Raw genomic sequence first — 17,792 nt, 5'->3', positions numbered from 1 at the left:
GGCGAAGGCGGCGGCCGCGACGTAGGCGCCCTGGGGACCGATGCCGTCGACGAGGAAGCCGGCGGCGGCGGATCCGGCGGCAGCGCCGATGAGCTGGCCGGTGCTGATCCAGCCGTATGCCTCTGCGGTCTCGCTGAAACGCACGCTCGCGGACGTCATCGCGAACATCACGGCGAGGGCCGGGGCGATGCCCGCCCCGGCGACGAGGAGGGTCGCGCCCAGCCACCAGGCGTTCAACGACACGATGGTGAGCGAGAGACCCAGCGCGACGATCGCGAGGCGGCGGGCCATGGCCCAGGGACCGATCGGGATGTGACCGAACGAGAGGCCGCCGGCGAGGCTGCCCACCGCGAAGACGGCGAGGATCAGGCCCGCCTCGAGACCGCCGTGGTCGAAGGTGGCGACGACGCCGGCTTCGACGGCGGCGCACGCGCCGATGAGCAGGAAGCCGGTGGCGGTCGCGAGCAGCACGGGAGCTTTGCCGAGCACGCGGCCGAGTCGGCGGCGACTGCGCGGGATGCGTACGCGCCCGACCTCGGGGCTCAGGATGAACCAGGCGCCCCCGCCGAGCAGGATGATCACGACGAGCAGCAGGCCCGGGACGGTGCCGGCCTGGGTGGCGACGAGGGTGATCAGCACCGGGGCGAGCACCCAGATGATCTCTTGCAGCGAGGCGTCGAGCGAGAACAGGGGAGTGAGCTGCTTCGAGTTGACCATCTTGGGGTAGATGGTGCGCACAGCCGACTGGATCGGCGGCGTCGACAGCCCCGCGATCAGCCCCAGGACCATGTAGAGGGGGAGGGGCATCACGATGAGCGCGAGGGTCGCGATAGCGGCTGCGCACACGAGGAGCGTCACCGTCAGCACGCGGCGCATGCCCCAGATGCCCATCCACCGACTCGTGATCGGACCCGAGATGGCCTGGCCGACGCTCGTGGCGGCGAGAACCAGACCCGCGGCGCCGTAGGAGCCCGTGACATGTTCGATGTGCAGCAGCACGGCCAGGCTCGTCATGCCGTTGGGGAAGCGGGCGGTCAGCTGGGCGGCGATGATACGCCCCACGCCCGGGGTTTGGAGAAGTTCGCGGTAGCCGGCCACGGCACAACGCTATCTCCCCCCTCCGACATCGACGGAGCGGGCGGGGGTCGGCTCCCGCACGACACGCCGCGACACGCCGGAGATCCAAATCCACCGCCTGTGCAATGTCGGAGCCCCCGTCTAGCGTGCGGGCTGTGGATGGATGCCGGACTGTCCGGCGAGATCCGCGGAACGGCGGGCGTCGCCCGGTGGCGAAGAGGGTCGCGACCTGTGGATGAAATCGTGGAGAACCTGTGTTGTACATGGGGAGAGCGGTGGAAAATCACACTCGTGTAACTACTACCCCTTGTGGTTCCACCTGATGTCCGTCCCCATATGTAGTATTGAGGTCCCGGCGAGCCCCGCTCGTTCGGAAGATGAGTTTCTAGGGGAGAAAGAGAACAGAATGGCGATCACGGTCTACACCAAGCCGTCGTGCGTTCAGTGCACGGCCACCTACCGCGCGCTCGACTCGAAGGGCATCGAGTACAACGTGCTCGACCTGTCGGAGGACCCCTCCGCGCTCGAGCAGGTCAAGTCGCTCGGCTACCTTCAGGCCCCCGTCGTCGTCACCGACGAGGACCACTGGTCGGGCTTCCGTCCCGACAAGATCGACGAGCTCGCGTCGCGCCTGGCGTGACACCGCGACAGGCTCACCGACCCCCGTCATGAGCGCTGTCCTGTCGGCGACCACGGCTCCGCTGCTCGTCTACTTCTCGAGCGTGTCGGGAAACACCGCACGTTTCATCGAGAAGCTCGGCATGCGAGCCCTGCGCATCCCCCTTCGGCCGACCGATTCGCCCCTCGTCATCGACGAACCCTTCGTGCTGGTCACCCCCACTTACGGTGGGGGTGCCGGCCGAGGCGTCGAGAAGGGCGCGGTCCCCAAGCAGGTCATCCGCTTCCTCAATGAGGAGCGGAACCGACGACACATCCGTGGGGTCATCTCCGCGGGCAACACGAACTTCGGCGACGCATTCTGCCTCGCCGGCGACATCATCAGCCGCAAGTGCAACGTGCCGCACCTGTACCGGCTGGAAGTATTCGGCACGCCCGACGACGTCGAGCGTGTCACCGAGGGATTGGAACGATGGTGGAAGTTGAGCTGACCGACGTGGACTTCAAGACCGAAGCGCGGTTCGAGGGCCTGGATTACCACGCCCTGAACGCGATGCTGAACCTGTACGACGCCGACGGCAAGATCCAGTTCGACGCCGACAAGCGTGCGGCGCGGGAGTACTTCCTGCAGCACGTCAACCAGAACACCGTGTTCTTCCACTCGCTCAAGGAGCGGCTCGACTACCTGGTCGAGAAGGAGTACTACGAGCCCACCGTGCTCGCGAAGTACTCGATGGACTTCATCCAGGAGCTCAACGACCGCGCCTACGGCGCCAAGTTCCGCTTCGAGACCTTCCTCGGCGCGTTCAAGTACTACACGAGCTACACGCTCAAGACCTTCGACGGGAAGCGTTATCTCGAGCGCTTCGAGGACCGCGTGGTCATGACCGCCCTCGCGCTCGCCGACGGCGACCAGCGCCTCGCGGTGCAGCTCGTCGACGAGATCATCTCGGGTCGCTTCCAGCCCGCGACGCCGACCTTCCTCAACGCGGGCAAGGCGCAGCGCGGCGAACTCGTGTCGTGCTTCCTGCTGCGCATCGAAGACAACATGGAGTCGATCGCTCGCGGCATCAACTCCGCGCTGCAGCTGTCCAAGCGCGGCGGCGGTGTGGCCCTGCTGCTGTCGAACATCCGTGAGGCGGGTGCCCCGATCAAGCAGATCGAGAACCAGTCCTCGGGCATCATCCCCGTCATGAAGCTGCTCGAAGACAGCTTCAGCTACGCCAACCAGCTCGGCGCCCGCCAGGGTGCCGGTGCGGTGTACCTCAACGCCCACCACCCCGACATCCTCCGCTTCCTCGACACCAAGCGCGAGAACGCCGACGAGAAGATCCGTATCAAGACGCTGTCGCTGGGTGTCGTTATCCCCGACGTCACGTTCGAGCTCGCCAAGAACGGCGAGGACATGTACCTCTTCTCGCCGTACGACGTCGAGAAGGTCTACGGCAAGCCGTTCGGTGACATCTCGGTCACCGAGAAGTACCGCGAGATGGTCGACGACCCGCGCATCAAGAAGACGAAGATCAACGCGCGCGAGTTCTTCCAGACGCTCGCCGAGATCCAGTTCGAGTCGGGCTACCCGTACATCATGTTCGAGGACACGGTGAACAAGGCGAACCCCATCGCCGGTCGCATCAACATGTCGAACCTGTGCTCGGAGATCCTGCAGGTCAACACGCCGACCACGTACAACGAGGACCTCTCGTACGACACCATCGGCAAGGACATCTCCTGCAACCTCGGCTCGATGAACATCGCGCTCGCGATGGACGGCGGCGACCTCGGCCTCACGGTCGAGACCGCGATCCGTGCCCTCACCGCCGTCAGCGTGCAGAGCCACATCGCCTCGGTCCGTTCGATCGAAGACGGCAACGATCGCTCGCACGCGATCGGCCTCGGCCAGATGAACCTGCACGGTTACCTCGCTCGTGAGCACGTCTACTACGGCTCCGAAGAGGGCATCGACTTCACGAACATCTACTTCTACACGGTGCTGTTCCACGCGCTGCGGGCCTCGAACCGCCTCGCGATCGAGCGCGGCACGGCCTTCGACGGCTTCGAGAACTCCACGTACGCGTCGGGGGAGTTCTTCGACAAGTACACCGATCAGGTGTGGGAGCCGCAGACGGCCAAGGCGAAGGAGCTCTTCGCCGGGGTGCAGATCCCCACGCAGGACGACTGGCGCGAGCTGAAGGCATCCGTCCAGCAGCACGGCATCTACAACCAGAACCTGCAGGCCGTGCCGCCGACCGGTTCGATCTCGTACATCAACAACTCCACGAGCTCGATCCACCCGATCGCCTCGAAGATCGAGATCCGCAAGGAAGGCAAGCTCGGCCGTGTCTACTACCCGGCTCCGTTCATGACGAACGAGAACCTGGAGTACTACCAGGACGCGTACGAGATCGGCTACGAGAAGGTCATCGACACGTACGCCGCCGCCACGCAGCACGTCGACCAGGGCCTGTCGCTGACGCTGTTCTTCAAGGACACCGTCACCACCCGCGACATCAACAAGGCGCAGATCTACGCGTGGCGCAAGGGCATCAAGACCATCTACTACATTCGCCTCCGTCAGCTGGCGCTCGAGGGCACCGACATGACCGAGTGCGTCTCGTGCATGCTCTGAGCCACTGACCATTCACCGATAGAGGAAAAGCGACGTCATGGCTGAAAAGCTGCAGCTGCTGAACCACGTGCAGGCCATCAACTGGAACCGTATCCAAGACGACAAGGACCTCGAGGTCTGGAACCGTCTGGTGAACAACTTCTGGCTCCCCGAGAAGGTGCCGCTCTCCAACGACATCCAGTCGTGGAACACGCTCACCCCCGAGGAGCAGACGCTCACGATGCGCGTGTTCACGGGGCTCACGCTCCTCGACACGATCCAGGGCACGGTCGGTGCCGTCTCGCTCATCCCCGATGCGATCACCCCGCACGAGGAGGCCGTCTACACGAACATCGCGTTCATGGAGTCGGTGCACGCGAAGAGCTACTCGTCGATCTTCTCGACGCTGTGCTCGACGAAGGAGATCGACGAGGCGTTCCGCTGGTCGACCGAGAACGAGTTCCTTCAGAAGAAGGCGCGCATCGTCATGGACTACTACCGAGGAGATGACCCGCTCAAGCGCAAGGTCGCCTCGACCCTGCTCGAGTCGTTCCTCTTCTACTCGGGCTTCTACCTGCCGATGCACTGGTCGAGCCGCGCGAAGCTCACCAACACGGCCGACCTGATCCGCCTCATCATCCGCGACGAGGCCGTGCACGGGTACTACATCGGCTACAAGTTCCAGCGCGGTCTCGAGACGGTCGACCAGGCCCGTCGCGACGACATCAAGGACTACACGTTCTCGCTGCTCTACGAGCTCTACGACAACGAGGTGGGCTACACCCAGAGCCTCTACGATTCGGTGGGCCTCAGCGAGGACGTCAAGAAGTTCCTCCACTACAACGCCAACAAGGCGCTGATGAACCTCGGCTACGAGGCGATGTTCCCGTCGTCGGTGACGAACGTAAACCCGGCGATCCTGTCGGCCCTGTCGCCGAATGCCGACGAGAACCACGACTTCTTCTCGGGGTCGGGTTCGTCGTACGTCATCGGCAAGGCCGAGGCGACGGAAGACGACGACTGGGACTTCTGAGTTCGAGGGTCACACCGCATCCCGCGACCAGGTTCTGGCGCTTCGGACCCCGACGTCCCCCGCGCGAGACGCCTGCCGGTGGAGAGACCGCGAAGCGACCCCCGTCGAGATGACCTGCAACGGTCGGCTCGACGGGGGTCGTCTCCTTTCGGGGGAGAGGGGCGCGGCATCCGGGAAAGCCTTGTCGACCGAGAAAGACTGACGTCATGCGAGTAGCGCCTCTCCCGTTCGACCTCTACGCCTCCGAGGAATCCGCGTGGACCCTCATCCCTTCGGGGGTCGAGGGAATCGCTCCCGCCGGGACCGACCTCTTCGTCGATCCCAGTGGGCTCACCGGCGTGGCCGCCGAGACGATGCTGAACGCCCACACGCTCCTCGGGACCCCACCCGAGGGTGACTTCACGTTCTCCGCGCGGGTGACGCCCGATCACCGAGCCACCTTCGACGCGGGTGTGCTGCTGGCCTGGGTCGACGACACGAACTGGGCGAAGCTGTGCTTCGAGCGGTCACCGGCGGAAACGGCGATGGTCGTCTCGGTCGTCACGAAGGGGGTGTCCGACGACGCCAACGGCTTCGTCGTGAACGCTCCCGCAGCGCGCCTCCGTATCGCACGCGTCGGGAACGTCCTCGCTTTCCATGCGCATGACGGGGAGGCGTGGAGCTTCGTCCGGGCGTTCACGCTCCCGGGGGCGGCGGACGCGCTGACAATTGGTTTCGAGGTGCAGAGCCCCACTGGAGACGGATGCCGCGTCGTCTTCGACGACATCGCGTTCGGGCGTCGTACCGTGGGCGATCTGCGCAGCGGCGACTGAGCCGTGCCCCGCGGGCGCGGTGCGTTCCGAGGGGGTCAGCCGCGCAGCGCCGCGCTCACGGACGACGCGACCCGCGTCACCTGGAACCACATCAGCGCGCGGAAAAAGGGTCGCGCCGCGGAAACTCTCCGACGCTTCCGGGCGGACGCGGTCTCCCAGGTCGTGTCGACCCGGAGGGAGGTTCCGGATGCCTCCGGCTCGAGCGCGAAGATCACGTGGCGCCGGTTGGTCCGGCGGACGGATGCCGGCCACCAGAACGTCCAATGGGCGACCCGGCGAGACTCATCGGCATCCACCGTGAAATGCTGCGGACCCAGGTCGACGGCTCGACCGTCCTGCGGCGGTGCAATCCACGAGCCCGCGGCGCCGGGGGTGACGGTCTCCGTCGTCGCATCCCACTCCGCGAGGCGGCGAGGATCGGAGACCAGCGCCCAGGTGGCATCCGGAGTCGCCGGCAGGAACGCGGTGGTGGACCGATGGAACAGGTCGTCGCTGGACGCCGTCGGGGCGGTGACGGGAAGCGCGACCGCCTGGGCGAGAAGGGCGCCGATGCTCTCCGGCGTCGTGTCGAGGCGGCGCAGCACCGCGGTGACGAAGCCGCTCGGCTCCGCGAGGAGAGCACGTAGGACGGCGGCGGAGTCGCCGGTCTCGCCGATCGCCGTCGCCCGGGCCATGGCGGCGCGGGCCTGCTCCGTCCAGTCGAATCCCGTCGCATCTCCCAGAGAGATCGGTCCGTCGGAGAGGGTCTCGACGTCGAGCCCGAGGGAGCTGAGCTGCTCGCGGTGCTGCGCGGCGATCGCCTCGCGCGCTCGCTCGATGGTCACCCCCGAGGCCCGGAGCACCTGACCGGCCGCACCGTCGTCGATGGTGAGGGCGAGGAGGAGGTGATCGAGTCCGGCATCCTTTCCGCCGCCGCGGGAGGCTTCTTCCATGGCCGCCACCCAGAGGCGGTGACTCGTAGCGAAGGCAGTCGTGAGCTTAGCCATGGGGTTTCCTCCGGGGGAGTTCGATCGACGAGTCGACGCGCTTGGCGTACTTCTTGTGGACGGCCTGGCGCGAGACGCCGAGGGCGTCGGCGACGTTCTGCCACGTGAGCCCCGCCCGCAGCGCCGCCTCGACCTGTCGGAGCTCGAGAGTGTCCGTGAGCTGCCTCAGGGAGGCAATGGCGCGCAGGCCCGCGAACGGATCCGAGGTGTCGCTCGCCTGGTCGACGGGGGAGGGGATGGACATGTAAGCAACATACGTTGACAGGGGAGTGCTGTCAACGTATGTTGCTAACGTCTCCCTCGTGCACGATCAAGTGCGATTGCTCGCGGCGCACGGGCGTTCCTGGGCGTGGGCGGCGTGTCGACCCTCGACGCCGTAAGACCGTCCCCTCAGGGGTAGCCGCGGTGGGCGATTCAGAACCCTCGGTAGACGCCTGTTCCGTCGACCGCGTCCGCGAACTCCTCCCAGTCCATGTTCGCGATGTTCAGGTTGTTCTCCACAGCCCACAGCTGCGCCGCGATGCAGCGGAACGGCGGTCGGTGCTCCGCCAGGTCGATGACCAGCACGGGGAACCCGGGCTCGGACAGCGTGCGCTCGTCCGCCGCGAACAGGATGGCGGCACGGCTGCCGCGAGCGGGCATGGCATCCCGAAGCTCCTCCGCCGTCGCGCCCCGCCAGACCTCGTCATCGACGAAGGTCACGTAGGCGCGGAAACCGTCCTCGGTGTCGGTGCGCACGATGTCGCGCAGTGTCTGCCATTCAGAGGCGCGGCCCGTGGTCGAGAGGACCAGGAGCGAGTCGTTCGAGGCGGGAAGGGAGGCCATGGGGTGATTATCCGTCGTCCTTCCTGGAAGGGGCGCGGCTCTCGCCGTGCCGTTCAGCTGGGAATCGGGGGCGCGCGCCGACGGCTGAGTCATCGGCTGCGTCCTGTCGGACATGGCGTGCGGCGCTCGTCGAGTCGTCGGGTGAGCGCGTCGGGATCGACGAGCTTCTGCCCGTTGTCGCGCGGAGGGCGGGCCGGACTTGCGTTCTCGCGATAATGCGTATTACTGTGGCATCCATCGCCTGATAATCCGCATAATCAGAATGGGCGTCAAGGAGGATGAATGTCGCGTACCGAATCACGTCGTGTCACCCAGCGTCAGATCGCTCAGCTCGCCGGGGTGAGTCAGGCGACCGTTTCGCTCGTCCTCAACAACCGGACCGGCGGAGACATCCGCATCCCGGATGAAACGCGGGAGCGCGTGCTCCGCGTGATCGAGGAGACCAAGTACGTCGCGGATCCGTCCGCGCGCCGCCTCGCCGGCGTCGACAACCGCATCCTCGGGGTCTTCACCTACGAACCCGCGTTCCCGACCCGGAGCCTCGACTTCTACACGCCGCTGCTGAACGGCATCGAAGCCGGCGCGGAAGAGCTCGGGAGCGATCTGCTCCTGTTCACCAGCACCCCCGTGGTCGACGGTCGACGTCGGCTCTTCCATGAGCGCAACCGCCTTCGGCTCGCCGACGGCGTTCTCCTGCTCGGGGTGGAGATGGATCCGAACGAGCTGGCGCGCCTGGTCATCGAGGGGTTCCGCGTGGTCGCGGTGGGTCGCCGCGACACTCCGGCGATTCCGTACGTCGGTATCGACTACACCGCGGCGACCGCCCAGGTGGTCGGGCGGGCACTGGCGCTCGGACACCGGCGCGTCCTGTACCTCCGCCTCGACAGCGACGGTGAGTCGGTGCGCGATCGCTACCAGGGGGTCCTCAACGCGACGTCGGCGACCGACGTCGTTCTCGCGGATCGCCTCAGCGACGGCTCCGACCTCGAAGCGGACTGGCGTGAGATCACGACGTTCGCGCCGACGCTGGTGATCGCCGAGTCGCCCGAGGTCGCGCAGAGCCTGCACGATCGTGCGGTGCACGAGGGCTACGACGTCCCGCGTGATCTGAGCATCATCGCGCTCGGCTCGTCGCCCCGCGTCAGCCCGGACGACGTCAGCTTCACGCGATTGAACCCGCCGCGCACCGAACTCGGACAGCGCGCGGTCCACCTTCTGGCTCGTCTGCTCTCGGACGACGACTACCCGTCGGCCGACGAGCTGCGAACCCTTCTCCCGTGTCCCATCATCGACGGCGCGACGCTGAGCGCGCCCACCCAGGAGGCTCGCCCATGAGCGAACTGCACACCGAAGTCCTCGTCGTCGGCGGGGGGATGGGTGGCGTCGCTGCCGCGCTCGCCGCGGCGCGACAAGGACGCCAGGTCGTCCTCACCGAAGAGTACGAATGGCTCGGCGGGCAGCTGACGAGTCAAGCCGTCCCGCCGGACGAGCACACCTGGATCGAGCAATTCGGCGCCACCGCGAGCTACCGGGAACTCCGAGACGGCATCCGCGATCACTACCGACAGTGGTACCCCCTCACGGCCGCCGCCCGGAAGGACGTCGCGCTCAACCCGGGCGCCGGTCTCGTCAGCCGCATCTGCGCCGAGCCGCGGGCCGGCGTCGCCGTGATCGACGGGCTGCTGGCCCCCCACGTGTCCGCCGGGCGTCTCCGCATCCTGCGGGGTGTCCGGCCGACCGCGGCGTTCCGGCAGGGCGACCGGATCGACGCGGTCGAGGTGACGGCGGACGACGGGACGCGGACCCGGATCACTGCGGACTACGTTCTGGATGCCACCGAGCTCGGCGATCTCCTCCCTCTCGCCGAGGTGGAACACGTCACCGGCTTCGAATCCCGCGCGCAGACCGGCGAGCCCAGCGCACCCGACGAAGCGCAGCCGGAGAACCAACAGGCGTTCAGCTGGTGCTTCGTCATCGACCACGTCGAGGGCGACCACACCATCGACAAGCCGGACGACTACGACGAATGGCGGGCACGCCAGCCGGAGTTTTGGGGAGCACCCATGATCTCGCTCACGGGCCCGCACCCGCGCACCCTCGAGATCTTCACGCGCACCTTCACGCCCACGATCGACGGGGATCCTCTCGCGATGCTCGCCGATCAGCGCGCCGGGGGCGGCGACGAGGAGCTCTGGACCTTCCGACGGATCCTCGCCAAGGGTCTCTTCGAGCCGGGCGCTTTCGACAGCGACATCGTCCTGGTCAACTGGCCGATGATCGACTACCTCGATGGGACCCTGACCGGTCCGAACCCGGAGGCGCACCGTCAGGCCGCGAAGCGGCAGTCACTCGCGATGTTCTATTGGCTGCAGACCGAGGCCCCGCGCCCGGACGGTGGCCGGGGGTGGCCCGGACTCCGCTTGCGAGGGGACGTCACCGGCACGGCGGACGGCTTCGCACAGGCGCCTTACATCCGGGAGTCGCGGCGCATCGTGGCCGAGTACACCGTCGTCGAGCAGGATCTTTCCATCGAACTGCGCGGCCACGCTGGGCCCGCGCAGTACCCCGACACGGTCGGCATCGGCATGTACCGCATCGACCTGCATCCCACGACGGGTGGCGACAACTATCTCGACGTCGCCTCCGTTCCCTACGAGATCCCGCTCGGGGCCATGATCCCCGTGCGAGCGGAGAACCTGCTACCCGCGGGCAAGAACCTCGGCACCACGCACATCACGAACGGCGCTTTCCGCCTGCACCCCGTGGAGTGGAACGTCGGCGAGGTGGCGGGCACGCTCGCCGCGTTCTGCCTCGAGCGCTCGGTCTCCCCGCGCGAAGTCCGCGCGCAGAGCGACCTTCTCTCCACCTTTCAGAACCGCCTGACCCGGCAGGGCGTCGAGCTGCACTGGCCCGACGTCACGGGTTACTAAGGAGCATCCACATGAAATCAGCAAAGATGCTGAGCGCCGCGGCCGTCATCGCCGCTGCCTCACTCGTCTTCAGCGGCTGCAGCGGCTCCGGCCCCAGCGCCGATGAGCCCGTCGCACTCCGCATGACCGTCTGGACGTCGAACGAGGCACAGCTCGCACTGTTCAACGAGATCGCGGACGCCTACATCGCCGATCATCCCGAGGTATCGAGCATCACCTTCGATCCGCTCGACTTCGACAGCTACACGACGACGCTCACGACCCAGTTGGCGGGCGGGAACCCGCCGGACATGGCGTGGCTGCTGGAGAATTCCGCCCCCGACTTCGTTTCGTCCGGCGCGTTGGTTCCCTTGAACGACACGCTGTCGTCGACCAAGGGGTACGAGCTCGACGACCTCTCCGAACCCGCGACCCAGCTGTGGCGCACGGAGGACGGTGACCTCGCCGCCTATCCGTTCTCCACGTCGCCGTTCGTCGTGTTCGCGAACGACGATCTGCTCGCCGCGGCAGGGCAGCCCACGGCGGCGGAGCTCCAGGCGTCCGGCCAGTGGAACTGGAACACCCTGTCGGATATCGGTGCGAAGGTCAACGCCGCGACAGGGAAGGCGGGCTTCGTCGTCCGCGACTTCGAGTACACGCAGTGGGACTACCTGTCCACGGTGTGGAACGGGTGGGGAGCGGCGCCGTGGTCCGCAGACGGCAAGACCTGCACTTTCGACGCGCCCGAGATGGTCGACGCCTTCACGTTCCTGCACGATGCCGCATTCGCGAAGAAGTCGATGCCCGGACCGGGAACGACCGCAGACTTCTTCGCCGGCGACGCGGCGTTCACCGTGACCCAGATCTCGCGCGCCTCTCTCTTGAAGGAATCCGGGATCACCTCGTGGGAGTTGCTTCCCCTTCCGGCCGGACCCGACGGTGAGTACTCGGTGATCGGTCAGGCGGGGCTGGGCGCCCTGGCGCAGGGCAAGCACCCGCAGCAGGCCGCCGACTTCATCGCGTTCTTCACCAACCCGGAGAACTCGGCCAAGCTGGCGACCTACTTCCCGCCCGCCCGCACGTCGCAGTTGACGGCGGCGACCCTCAGCGCGGCCAATCCCGTGTTGACCGAAGCCCAGCTCGCCGACGTCGTCGTCCCGGCGATCACGTCTGGCACCGTCCGGCCCTCGCACACCGGTGCCGCCGAGATCCAGCAAGAGGTGCGGTCGGGACTCGACGGCCTGTGGGTCGCCGATGCCGATATCGCCGGCACGCTGCGCGGGGTCTGCGACACCATCGGCCCCCTCCTCGAGCAATGAGCGGAGTCCTCGACGAGGCCCCCGTGGTCCTGGCCGCCGGCGCGTCACCCCGCGCCGGGGCCGGGCTCCCGGCGGAGAAGCGGCATCGGCGTCGTCTGTCGCGCGGTGACACGCTGATCGGTTATCTGTTCGTGGCGCCGCAGGTCATCGGCATCCTGGCCTTCGTGATCCTGCCGCTGGCACTGATCCTCTACTACAACTTCCACGAGTGGAACGTGCTCGCGAACACGTTCCGGTTCGTCGGCACCGAGAACGTCGAGCGGCTCTTCTCCGATCCGAAGGTCGCCCCGGTCCTCGGCGCGACGGCGGTGTTCAGCATCGGCCTGGTGATCGGAAACCTCGGCCTCGCTCTTCTTCTCGCGGTGCTGCTCAATCGCAAGGTCCGCGGGATCACGTTCTTCCGAACCCTGTTCTTCTCGCCCGTCGTCGTCTCGCTGGTCGCGTGGACGATCGTGTGGGGGTTCCTGCTCCAGGACGACGGCGGTATCAACGGCCTTCTCGCGATGGTCGGCGTCGACGGGCCGAACTGGCTGCGCGAGGGCCCCACGGCGATGATCAGCGTCATCGTCGTCCAGGTCTTCAAGAACGTCGGTCTGAACATGATCCTGTTCCTGTCGGCACTCCAGGGCGTCCCCAAAGAGGTCACCGAGGCGGCATCCATCGACGGCGCCGGTAAGGCGGCGATCTTCGGGCGCATCACGCTCCCGTTGATCTCGCCCACGATCCTCCTGACGACGATCATCACGATCGTCGGATCGCTGCAGGTGTTCGCCCAGATCGCCGTTCTGACGCAGGGCGGCCCGGGGATCTCGACGACTGTGCTCGTCTATTACCTCTTCCAGCAGGCGTTCGAGTTCCACCGGTTCGGATACGGCTCCACTCTCGCGCTCGTTCTGTTCGTCATCGTCCTGCTCCTGACCATCGTGCAGTGGCAGCTCCGCAAGAGATGGGTCTTCTATGAGAACTGAGCGGCGACCCGCCGTGCGGGTCCTCTTCTACATCGGGATGTCGCTCCTCGCGATCCCGTTCGTCTTCCCGACCTGGTGGATGATCACCTCGTCCTTCAAGCCGATCGGCGAGATCTTCGCCTTCCCGCCGACCCTGTGGCCCCAGAACCCGACGATCCAGCCGTACATCGACGCCCTCACCGAACAGCCGTTCCTGCTGCAGTACTGGAACAGCATGTACATCGCGGTCGTGGTGACGGTGGCGACGATGGTGTTCTCGGCGATGGCGGGATACGCCTTCGCGCGAATCCGGTTCCCCGGCGTGAACCTCCTCTTCGTCATCGTCCTCGTGGGTCTGCTCGTGCCCTCCGAGGTGACGATCGTTCCGCTGTTCCAGATGTTCAATCAGCTCGGATTGGTGAACACGCACTGGCCGCTCCTGCTGGTGTCGACGTTCGGGGCACCGAGCGTGCTGGCGACGTTCATCATGCGTCAGTTCTTCGTGACGTTGCCGGTCGAACTGGAGGAGGCCGCGCGTCTCGACGGTCTGCACCGGGCGGCGATCTGGTGGCGGATCGCGATGCCGCTCGCCAAGGCATCCCTGGGAGCGGTGGCCATCTTCACGTTCCTGCACACGTGGAACCTGTACCTGGAGCCGACGGTTTACCTGCAGAGCCCCGACCTGTTCACGTTGCCCCAGGCGCTCACCCGCTACACGGACGCGTACGGCGGCCAGATGTGGAACGTCCAGCTGGCGGCGGCGACCATGACCGCGGTGCCCGTGCTGATCGTGTTCATCTTCGCGCAGCGGCAGTTCGTCGAGGGTCTCGCCCAAACGGGCCTGAAGGGCTGAGCGGCCATGTCGAGCCGGGCGTCGCGGGAATCCTCCGCGGCGTCCGGCTCGCCTTGTGCCGAGAGGCTAGGCGCTCGCCGCGAGGGCCTCGGGGCTGGCGACGGAGGCCACCATCGCGCGCTTCCAGGACGCGACCATGTCGAGCAGGGGGATGCGCGGGTCCAGCTGCCAGTAGGTCTCGAGCCCGTTGACGAAGGCGACGATCGTGTAGGCGATGGCGTCGATGTCGGCATCCGGGCGGATGTCGCCGCGCTCGACACCCGCCCCCAGTGCGGTCACCAGGTTGGCGTGTACCGTCTCGGCGCGGGTGACGAGGCGGTCGTGCAGCGGGTCTCCGGCGGTGAGGTTCTCGGCGAGGAGGCCGGTGAACAGCCCGAGCGTCGCGGGACGCTCGAGCCACCCGGTGAAGATCTCCTCCACCTCGGTGAAGACGTCGAGGCCCACGACACCCGCCGGCGGGTTGACGTGACGGTCGACGGCGTCGCGGAGGTCGAGAGCCGCGTTGAGCAGAGCGTCCTTGGTGGGGAAGTGGTGCAGCAGGCCCGTCTTGGAGACCCCCGCGGCCTGGGCGATGTCGCCGAGCGAGACGCCGCGCGATCCGTGTCGCGCGATCATCTCGACCGCGGTGTCGAGGATCGCCGCGCGGCGGGCGTCGCCGCGTGCGCGGTTGCCCGATCGCGCCTCGGACGTGCGGTCGCGGGTGTTGCGGTGCTCCATCGCGCCAGGCTACTATGACATAACCGACCGACTAGCCGGTCTGTTATGTCATTGAACGAAGGAGTTCACGTGAGCACGACGCTGCTGCGCAACGCCCGCACGAACGCGCAGGCCCGGCGGTGAGCGCCGCGCAGGCGGCGGCCGTCTCGCACGCGGCCCGGGAGTGGCGCGTGCGCTTCGTCCACCCGGAGAAGGCGACCGAATTGGCGCGTCTCTCGGTGGGAGAGTCCGACGTCGCGCCGCTCGTCGCGGACGCTCTGGGCATCGCTGTCGCGGAGCTCGAGGCGCAACGTGCGGAGGCTCGCGAGCAGGTGCGGGCATCCGCGCGTCTGCTGCTGGAAGACCATGAGGTGCGGGCGGCCTGCGCGCACTTGCCGTTTCGTCCGGGACAGACCATCGTGGCGCTCGGCGACTCCCTCACCGACGACGCGCTGTCGTGGGCGCATCAGCTGAACGCGGTGCTCGAGGAGGTCTACCCCGATGACCCGCCCGCCGTCGTGAACGCCGGACGCAGCGGGGACACCACGGCCGACGTCATCGACCGCCTCGATCTGGTGCTCGCGCGGGAGCCGGACTGGGTCATTCAGCTGCTCGGGACCAACGATGTCCGACACCACGGTGGCCGACGCGTGTTCAGCCCCGGTCAGACGGGCACCAATTTCGACACCATCCAGCACATCCTCGTCACCCTCGGGGGCACGCGGCTGATCCGGATGACGCCGCCTCCCGTCGCCGCTCCTGCCGTCGAGGCGGCCACGGCGGTGCCCGGCGTCCGGCTGCGGTGGCAACAGGAGGATCTCGCGAGGGTCGGCCGACACCTGATGCGATCGGATGCCACGGTCATCGACCTGCATGCGCCGCTCCTGCCGCATGCCCGGGCGTTGCTGGACCCGGACGGTCTGCATCCCCACATCGTCGGGCACCGCGCGATCCTGCGGGTGTTCCTTCTCTCCGTCGCCACGTTGCCGTGGTCCGGAGCAGACGACGTGAACGAGCTGCCGATCGCTGTGGTCGGCCACCACGAAGGAGCTGCCTCATGAGCACCACCACCACCACCGTTCCGGTGTTGCAGGCTCGGGGCCTGTCGCGTCAGTTCGGTCATGTCCGGGCGTTGAACAACGTCGATTTCGAGGTCTATCCGGGTGAGGTCACCGCGTTGATCGGTGACAACGGTGCCGGGAAGTCGACGCTCGTGAAGGCCCTGTCGGGGAATCTTGCGGTGGATGAGGGTGAGATCCGCTTCGACGGGAAGCCGATCGAGATGACGAACCCGCAGGTGGCGTCGTCGCTGGGTATCGAGACGGTGTACCAGGATCTGGCGCTCGCCCCGCATCTGGATCCGGTGCAGAACATGTACCTGGGGCGGGAGATTCGCCGGCCCGGGATCGCCGGGGCGTTGGGGTTCATGAGGACGAAGGACATGGCGAAGGCGTCGCGGGCGGCGTTCGATGAGCTCGGTGCGACGGTGCGGTCGCTGTCGTCGCCGGTGGGGGAGATGTCGGGCGGTCAGCGGCAGGCGATCGCGATCGCCCGGGCGGTGCACTGGGCCGGTCGCCTCGTCTTCCTCGACGAACCGACCGCCGCCCTCGGCGTGCGCCAGACGAAGAACGTGCTCGAGACGATCCGCCGCGTGCGGGACAAGGGCATCGCGGTCGTACTGATCTCGCACTCCATGCCGCACGTGATGGAGGTGTGTGACCGCATCCAGGTGCTGCGCCTGGGGACGCGCGTCGCCAACATCTCCGCGAAGGACACCTCCATGGAAGAACTCGTCGGGCTCATGACCGGCGCCGTCACGAAGGACGACTCGAAATGAGCACCACGACGCCTCCCACCGAGACGGTGGCCATCGGCACGTTCGACGACTCGCGGCCGAACTTCTTCAAGGGACTGTTGAAGGCGCAGGCCTTCCAGATCCTGCTCATCCTCATCGTCATCGTGCTGATCTTCAGCGCGCTCGCACCGGATGCGTTCGCGCAGTGGTCGAACTTCCGCCTCATCATCCAGAACGCCTCGATCCTCGCGGTCCTCGGCGTCGGCATGACCTACATCATCATCACCTCGGGCATCGACCTCTCGATCGGCTCGGTGCTCGTGTTCTCGGGCGTCGTCTCCGCCCTGACGATGCGCGCGCTCGGCGGTGAAGGCTGGGGCGTCGCCACGATCGGCATCCTGGTGTCGATCCTGAGCGGCGTGTGCTGGGGGCTCTTGAACGGGTTCCTCATCGCGAAAGCCAAGATCCCGCCGCTCATCGTCACGCTCGGATCGCTCGGCATGGCTCTCGGTCTCGCGCAGATCCTCACGGGCGGTGTCGACATCCGCGACGTGCCGACCGTGCTCACGGTGTCGATCGGCTACGGCAACGTGTTCGGGTCGCTTCCGATCATCAGCGTCATCGCCCTCGTGGTCGTCGTGATCGGCGCGGTGGTGCTGCACTTCACGAAGTTCGGCCTCTACACGTACGCGGTCGGCTCCAGCGAGCTCGCCGCCCGCCGGGTCGGCGTCAAGGTCGACCGCCACCTCATCTCGGTCTACACGCTGTCGGGGGCGCTCGCCGGACTCGCCGGCATCCTGGCCCTCTCGCAGTTCTCGACCACGGCGATCGCCGGCCAGTCGCAGACCAACCTGAACGTCATCGCGGCCGTGGTGATCGGCGGGACCTCGCTGTTCGGTGGCGTGGGAACGATCTTCGGCACCGTGGTCGGCCTCTTCATCCCGGCCGTCCTGCAGAACGGCTTCGTCATCACGGGCGTGCAGCCGTTCTGGCAGCAGGTCGCCGTCGGCGCGGTGCTGATCACCGCCGTCTACGTCGACCAGGTGCGCCGCACCGCCGCGACCCGCGGCAACACCCAGAGCCTCTGGCGCAAGTTCGTCAGCGGAGGACGCCGCGGCTGAGCGCCCGGCATCCGGAATCAACCAAGAGAGAACAGGCAATCACAATGCAGTGGAACAACAAGGTTCTCGCGTTCGCCACCCTCGGCGCCGCAGCCACCCTCGTCCTCGCCGGGTGCTCCGGCGGCTCGTCGTCGGGATCCGCGTCCGGCGGGTCGGATGGGGGCTACAAGATCGCGTTCGTGCAGGGCGTCGC

General features: G+C 67.0%; 18 protein-coding genes. 13 read left to right on the top strand and 5 right to left on the bottom strand.

Going from position 1 to position 17,792, the window contains the following annotated elements; genetic code table 11:
• A partial coding sequence (locus NS220_RS17045) for an MFS transporter (RefSeq protein WP_193755406.1) occupies positions 1-1,098 on the bottom strand: 1,098 nt, incomplete at its 3' end.
• A 385-nt stretch (positions 1,099-1,483) separates the two neighbouring features.
• Here NS220_RS17045 and nrdH point away from each other — a divergent pair.
• The 5 genes from nrdH (at position 1,484) to NS220_RS17020 (ending at position 6,148) form a co-directional block, all read left to right on the top strand.
• Positions 1,484-1,717, top strand: a complete 234-nt coding sequence (gene nrdH / locus NS220_RS17040) for a glutaredoxin-like protein NrdH (RefSeq protein WP_058625194.1) — start codon at positions 1,484-1,486, stop codon at positions 1,715-1,717.
• Between the two features lie 28 nt (positions 1,718-1,745).
• Complete coding sequence (gene nrdI / locus NS220_RS17035) at positions 1,746-2,186, top strand: class Ib ribonucleoside-diphosphate reductase assembly flavoprotein NrdI (RefSeq protein ID WP_058625193.1); 441 nt, start codon at positions 1,746-1,748, stop codon at positions 2,184-2,186.
• The gene (nrdE, locus tag NS220_RS17030) at positions 2,168-4,324 is read left to right on the top strand and encodes a class 1b ribonucleoside-diphosphate reductase subunit alpha (protein ID WP_058625192.1); all 2,157 of its coding nucleotides are present in this window, start codon (positions 2,168-2,170) and stop codon (positions 4,322-4,324) included. Before nrdI ends, nrdE begins: the two co-directional genes overlap by 19 nt.
• Positions 4,325-4,361: 37 nt before the next feature.
• A complete protein-coding gene (gene nrdF, locus NS220_RS17025; protein ID WP_058625191.1) occupies positions 4,362-5,336 on the top strand; it encodes a class 1b ribonucleoside-diphosphate reductase subunit beta in 975 nt (324 codons plus the stop codon).
• A gap of 206 nt (positions 5,337-5,542) precedes the next feature.
• Complete coding sequence (locus NS220_RS17020; protein ID WP_058625190.1) at positions 5,543-6,148, top strand: DUF1349 domain-containing protein; 606 nt, start codon at positions 5,543-5,545, stop codon at positions 6,146-6,148.
• Positions 6,149-6,183: 35 nt separating this feature from the next.
• Here the strand turns inward: NS220_RS17020 and NS220_RS17015 are convergent, their stop codons facing one another.
• From NS220_RS17015 to NS220_RS17005, 3 genes are all read right to left on the bottom strand, one after another.
• Positions 6,184-7,134, bottom strand: a complete 951-nt coding sequence (locus NS220_RS17015) for an SRPBCC family protein (RefSeq protein WP_081323245.1) — start codon at positions 7,132-7,134, stop codon at positions 6,184-6,186.
• A complete protein-coding gene (locus tag NS220_RS17010; RefSeq protein WP_058625188.1) occupies positions 7,127-7,378 on the bottom strand; it encodes a hypothetical protein in 252 nt (83 codons plus the stop codon). Before NS220_RS17010 ends, NS220_RS17015 begins: the two co-directional genes overlap by 8 nt.
• A gap of 170 nt (positions 7,379-7,548) precedes the next feature.
• Entirely contained in the window at positions 7,549-7,959 is a 411-nt protein-coding gene (locus tag NS220_RS17005) for a DUF6924 domain-containing protein (protein WP_058625187.1), read from the bottom strand.
• A gap of 282 nt (positions 7,960-8,241) precedes the next feature.
• Between NS220_RS17005 and NS220_RS17000 the strand changes: the two genes are divergently transcribed.
• Genes NS220_RS17000 through NS220_RS16980 form a run of 5 tightly spaced genes read left to right on the top strand, consistent with a single transcriptional unit; the run spans position 8,242 to position 13,987 of the window.
• Positions 8,242-9,294 carry a LacI family DNA-binding transcriptional regulator gene (locus tag NS220_RS17000; RefSeq protein WP_058625186.1) on the top strand — a complete coding sequence of 351 codons (1,053 nt, stop codon included), beginning with the start codon at positions 8,242-8,244 and terminating at the stop codon, positions 9,292-9,294.
• The gene (locus tag NS220_RS16995) at positions 9,291-10,889 is read left to right on the top strand and encodes an FAD-dependent oxidoreductase (protein ID WP_193755405.1); all 1,599 of its coding nucleotides are present in this window, start codon (positions 9,291-9,293) and stop codon (positions 10,887-10,889) included. The genes NS220_RS17000 and NS220_RS16995 overlap by 4 nt, the downstream gene beginning before the upstream one ends.
• Positions 10,890-10,900: 11 nt before the next feature.
• Positions 10,901-12,187 (top strand): ABC transporter substrate-binding protein, encoded by a 1,287-nt coding sequence (locus tag NS220_RS16990; RefSeq protein ID WP_058625185.1) that lies wholly within the window; start codon positions 10,901-10,903, stop codon positions 12,185-12,187.
• Entirely contained in the window at positions 12,184-13,155 is a 972-nt protein-coding gene (locus tag NS220_RS16985; protein ID WP_206543040.1) for a carbohydrate ABC transporter permease, read from the top strand. The genes NS220_RS16990 and NS220_RS16985 overlap by 4 nt, the downstream gene beginning before the upstream one ends.
• Entirely contained in the window at positions 13,145-13,987 is an 843-nt protein-coding gene (locus NS220_RS16980) for a carbohydrate ABC transporter permease (protein ID WP_058625184.1), read from the top strand. Before NS220_RS16985 ends, NS220_RS16980 begins: the two co-directional genes overlap by 11 nt.
• A 66-nt stretch (positions 13,988-14,053) precedes the next feature.
• On the opposite strand, the gene NS220_RS16975 is transcribed toward NS220_RS16980, so the two are convergent.
• Entirely contained in the window at positions 14,054-14,704 is a 651-nt protein-coding gene (locus tag NS220_RS16975; protein WP_058625183.1) for a TetR/AcrR family transcriptional regulator, read from the bottom strand.
• 119 nt (positions 14,705-14,823) lie between these two features.
• On the opposite strand from NS220_RS16975, the gene NS220_RS16970 reads away from it, so the two are divergent.
• Genes NS220_RS16970 through NS220_RS16960 form a run of 3 tightly spaced genes read left to right on the top strand, consistent with a single transcriptional unit; the run spans position 14,824 to position 17,599 of the window.
• On the top strand, positions 14,824-15,744 hold the full coding sequence (locus NS220_RS16970) for an SGNH/GDSL hydrolase family protein (RefSeq protein WP_058625182.1): 921 nt from the start codon (positions 14,824-14,826) through the stop codon (positions 15,742-15,744).
• The gene (locus tag NS220_RS16965) at positions 15,741-16,520 is read left to right on the top strand and encodes an ATP-binding cassette domain-containing protein (protein ID WP_058625181.1); all 780 of its coding nucleotides are present in this window, start codon (positions 15,741-15,743) and stop codon (positions 16,518-16,520) included. The genes NS220_RS16970 and NS220_RS16965 overlap by 4 nt, the downstream gene beginning before the upstream one ends.
• On the top strand, positions 16,517-17,599 hold the full coding sequence (locus NS220_RS16960) for an ABC transporter permease (RefSeq protein WP_058625180.1): 1,083 nt from the start codon (positions 16,517-16,519) through the stop codon (positions 17,597-17,599). Before NS220_RS16965 ends, NS220_RS16960 begins: the two co-directional genes overlap by 4 nt.
• Positions 17,600-17,792 lie beyond the last annotated feature (193 nt).

The sequence above is a fragment of the Microbacterium testaceum genome (assembly GCF_001476655.1).
Classification (GTDB): domain Bacteria; phylum Actinomycetota; class Actinomycetes; order Actinomycetales; family Microbacteriaceae; genus Microbacterium; species Microbacterium testaceum_C.
Note: the sequence above shows the minus strand (reverse complement) of the source record. Positions and strands in the feature narration are given on the sequence as shown.